This is a genomic window from Cellulomonas sp. ACRRI (assembly GCF_022346185.1).
In the GTDB taxonomy this organism is placed as follows: domain Bacteria; phylum Actinomycetota; class Actinomycetes; order Actinomycetales; family Cellulomonadaceae; genus Cellulomonas.
In genome coordinates this window covers 1-3607 of record NZ_JAKRMS010000215.1, presented here as the reverse complement: position 1 = coordinate 3607, position 3607 = coordinate 1, and the positions used below count along the sequence as shown (strand labels likewise).

Here is a 3607-nt window from a genome sequence, read left to right as displayed (position 1 = left end):
ATAAGAGACAGGTACGGGGCGGCGGCGTACGGGTCGCCGTACGGGGCGGCGGCGTACGGGTCGGCGTACGGCTGCCCCGGGTACGGGTCGGTGTACGGCTGCCCCGGGTACGGGTCGGCGGGGTGAGCGGCCGGGTAGGCGGCCGGCTGCCCGGCGTCCGGCCCGTACGGGGACGGCCCGGGCGACGTCCCCCCGGGCTGCGGGTCGCCGGGGGCAGCGGTCGGGTGCTCGTCGCTCATGGCCGGACCCTAGCGCGACGGCGCCGGCACCCCGGTCCAGCAACCCTCGGGACGCGAGCGGGGCTCGGCGTCAGGACGCGGTCGAGTCGAAGCCGGTCGGGCGCACCACGCGCGCCGGGACCCCGGCGACGACGACGTCCGGCGGCACGTCCCTCGTGACGACGGCACCCGCCCCGACCACCGCCCCGTCGCCGATCGTGACGCCGGGGACGACGGTCACCGAGGCACCGATCCAGACCCGGCGGCCGATGACCACCGGTGCGGGTGTCATGTCGGCGCGCCGGGCCGGGTCGAGGGCGTGGTTCAGGGTGGTCAGCGTCGTGCCGTGGCCGATCAGGGAGTCGTCCCCGATCCGGATGCCGCCGGTGTCCTGGAACCGGCATCCCTGGTTGACGAAGACCCGGGCGCCCAGCATGAGGTTCTTGCCGAACTCGGTGGAGAACGGCGGGAACAGCGTGACGGACGGGTCGACCGGCCGGCCGGTGAGCCGGGACAGCAGGTCGCGGACCTCGTCCGGCGTCCGGTACCCGCCGTTGAGCTCGGCGACGGTCCGCAGGGCCTCCTGGGCGGCCTCGTGCATGAAGGCGTGCTCCGCGGAGCCGCCGACGACGGTCCGTCCGGCGTCGACGTGGGCGAGGAAGTCGGCGAGGTTCACGGGCGGAGCATGACCTTGAGCGCCTCGCGCGCGTCCATCGCGCGGTACGCGTCGGCGGCGTCGTCCAGCGGCAGGGTGCGGTCGAACACCCGGCCCGGGTCGATCGTGCCGTCCAGGACCTGCGCGATCGCGTCCTCGAGGTAGGCGCGCACCGGGGCCGGGCCGCCGTTCAGGGTGATGTTGCGGCCGAACAGCGACCCGAACCCGACGGGGGCCTCCTCGTACTGCGGGACGCCGACGCGGGAGATCACGCCGCCGGCGCGCACGACGCCGTAGGCCTGCTCGTAGGCCGGCATGTGGCCGACCGCCTCGAGCACGACGTGCGTCCCCTGCCCGTCCGTCAGGTCCAGGACGCGCGCGACGCCCTCCTCGCCGCGCTCGGCGACGACGTCGGTCGCGCCGAACTCGCGTCCCAGGTCGGTGCGGGCCGTGTGCCGGCCCATGAGGACGATCCGCTCGGCGCCGAGCTGCCGCGCCGCGAGCACCGCCGACAGGCCGACCGCGCCGTCGCCGATGACCGTGACGGACTTCCCGGCCTCGACGCGGCCCATGTGCGCGGCGTGGTACCCGGTCAGGTAGACGTCCGACAGGGTCAGCAGCGAGGCGAGGAGCGACTCGTCCGCCGTCGCGGGGTCGACGTCCGGGACGACGACCAGGCTGCCGTCGGCGAGCGGGATCCGGGACAGCTCGGCCTGCAGGCCGTTCGTCTGCGGGGTCGCGTAGAACCCGCCGTGCGGGCACGCGGTCTGGAAGCCGTCGCGGCAGATCGGGCAGGTGTTGTCGCTGAACGCGAACGGGGCGATCACGAAGTCGCCCTTCCGCACCGAGGTGACGGCCGAGCCGGTCTCCTCGACGACGCCGATGAGCTCGTGGCCCATCGACTGGCCGTGCTCGGCGGCGGGCATCGAGTGGTACGGGTGCAGGTCGGAGCCGCAGACGCACGCGCGGACCGTGCGGACGATCGCGTCGGTCGGCTGCTGGAGGACGGGCTCGGCGGTCTGCTCGACGCGGACGTCGCCCGCGCCGTACAGGAAGGTGGCACGCATCGGGAGGGGGTCTCCTTCGGGGGCGGATCGGGATGCCCCTCCACCCTGCCCCCTCCGGGCCGCGCTCTCACGCCCGGAGCGGGGCCCTGTCAGTACCCCTCTCGACGGGTCAGGCCGAGGCGACGACCTTCCACCCGGGCCCGGTGATCAGCAGCGCCTCGTCGTCGCACAGCGGCACCAGCTCGTGGTCCGAGCCGTACCGGTCGAGCGTCCGGCCGATCAGCTCCAGCGGGTACGGCGGCAGCTTCCCGTCGGCGTGGGGGACGACGACGGCGTCCGTCAGCCCGAGACCGCGCCGGTCGGTCAGCCCCGGGGCCTCGGCCGGGTCGTCCATCAGCGACGCCGGCTCGGCGCTGGGGCCGGCGACGATCGAGCCGGCGCTGGAGCCGATGTAGGGCAGCCCGCGGCGGACCCGCTCGGCGACCACCGCGTCGGCCCCGGACGACCGCAGGGCGTCGAGCAGGGCGAACGTGTTGCCGCCGGCGACGTAGAGCGCGTCGACGCCGTCGAGGGCGTCGGCCACCTGCTGGGCGGTCGCACCGGTGAGTCGGACGTCGACCACCGCGTGCCCGAGGGCGGTGACCCGGTCCCGCTCGGCGACGGCCCACGGGGCGTCGGCTGCGGCGCGTGCCGCGTCCGGCACGTACCCGATGGTCAGCGGGCGGTCGGCGGGCGCGTGGTCGGCGAGGAAAGCGGGCACGGCGCCGTGGCCGAGCGAGAGCAGCAGCAGGGAGGGCACGGGGGCGACGGTACGCGGTGCGGAGCGGCGCGGCTGCGGGGCGCCGCAGCACGGCACCTCGCCGCCGGGCGAGCACCGCGGTCAGCCCCGGGGAGGGAGGCGCGCGTCGCCCCGCGCTCACCCGTCCGCGTCATCCTCTCGTGGGCGGGCGGATACTGGACGCGTGAACCTCCTCGACCCCGGCAGCCTCCTCACGGCGTTCGGGGTCGGCGGGATCTTCCTGATCCTGCTGCTCGAGACCGGCCTGCTCGTCGGGTTCCTGCTGCCGGGCGACACCCTGCTCCTGGCCGCGGGCGTCTTCGCCGCCGGCCCCGACCCGCGCCTCCCGCTCGCGGGCGTGCTGCTGGCCGCGACCGCCGGCGCGCTGCTCGGCGCCCAGGGCGGCTACCTGCTCGGCCGCGCGGGCGGGCGGTGGGTCACCCGGACCTCCCCCGACGGGCGCCTGCACGCGGCCCTCGACCGTGCGGGCGCGATGGTCGAGCGGTACGGGACGGCCCGCACGATCGTGCTCGCGCGGTTCATCCCGGTCGTGCGGACGGTGATCAACCCGCTCGCCGGCATGACGCAGGTCCCGGCACGCACCTTCACCGTGTGGCAGGTCGTGGGCGGCGCCGCGTGGGCGTGCGCGATCCCGCTGGCCGGGTGGGCGCTCGGCACCCGGGTCCCCGGGCTCGAGCGCTACGTCACCGGGCTGGTGGTCGTCGCGGTCGGGCTCACCGCGGTGACGAGCCTGGTGCAGTGGCTGCGGACGCGGCGCCGCGCGGGCGTCGCGACCACGGACGACGTCGCGGGCGGGCGGTAGCACAGCAGACCGGCCGGCGGTCACGACCTTCGGGACCCGATCGCGCCTCCCGGGCCGGGAGACTCGACGGACCCGCCCCCCGGACGTCAGGACGACCCGCGTGACCGCCGGCCGGTCTGCTGTGCT

General features: G+C 76.0%; 4 protein-coding genes and 1 pseudogene. 1 reads left to right on the top strand and 4 read right to left on the bottom strand.

Features of this window, described 5'->3' with window-relative positions; translation table 11 throughout:
• From MHY85_RS20550 to MHY85_RS20535, 4 genes and pseudogenes are all read right to left on the bottom strand, one after another.
• A pseudogene (locus MHY85_RS20550) lies at window positions 1–239 on the bottom strand (hypothetical protein); the annotation flags it as partial.
• A 70-nt stretch (window positions 240–309) separates the two neighbouring features.
• Window positions 310–894, bottom strand: coding sequence for a DapH/DapD/GlmU-related protein (locus MHY85_RS20545; RefSeq protein WP_239200225.1), 585 nt, complete (start codon window positions 892–894; stop codon window positions 310–312).
• Window positions 891–1940, bottom strand: coding sequence for a zinc-binding dehydrogenase (locus tag MHY85_RS20540; RefSeq protein ID WP_239200222.1), 1050 nt, complete (start codon window positions 1938–1940; stop codon window positions 891–893). The genes MHY85_RS20545 and MHY85_RS20540 overlap by 4 nt, the downstream gene beginning before the upstream one ends.
• Before the next feature lie 109 nt (window positions 1941–2049).
• A complete protein-coding gene (locus MHY85_RS20535) occupies window positions 2050–2679 on the bottom strand; it encodes a Type 1 glutamine amidotransferase-like domain-containing protein (protein WP_239200219.1) in 630 nt (209 codons plus the stop codon).
• Window positions 2680–2842: 163 nt separating this feature from the next.
• On the opposite strand from MHY85_RS20535, the gene MHY85_RS20530 reads away from it, so the two are divergent.
• A complete protein-coding gene (locus MHY85_RS20530; protein WP_239200216.1) occupies window positions 2843–3481 on the top strand; it encodes a DedA family protein in 639 nt (212 codons plus the stop codon).
• The last annotated feature ends 126 nt before the right edge of the window (window positions 3482–3607 follow it).

Bases quoted from the DNA above. Each gene is read 5' to 3' on its own strand.
- MHY85_RS20540 (WP_239200222.1), bottom strand. From the start codon at position 1,940: ATGCGTGCCACCTTCCTGTACGGCGCGGGCGACGTCCGCGTCGAGCAG.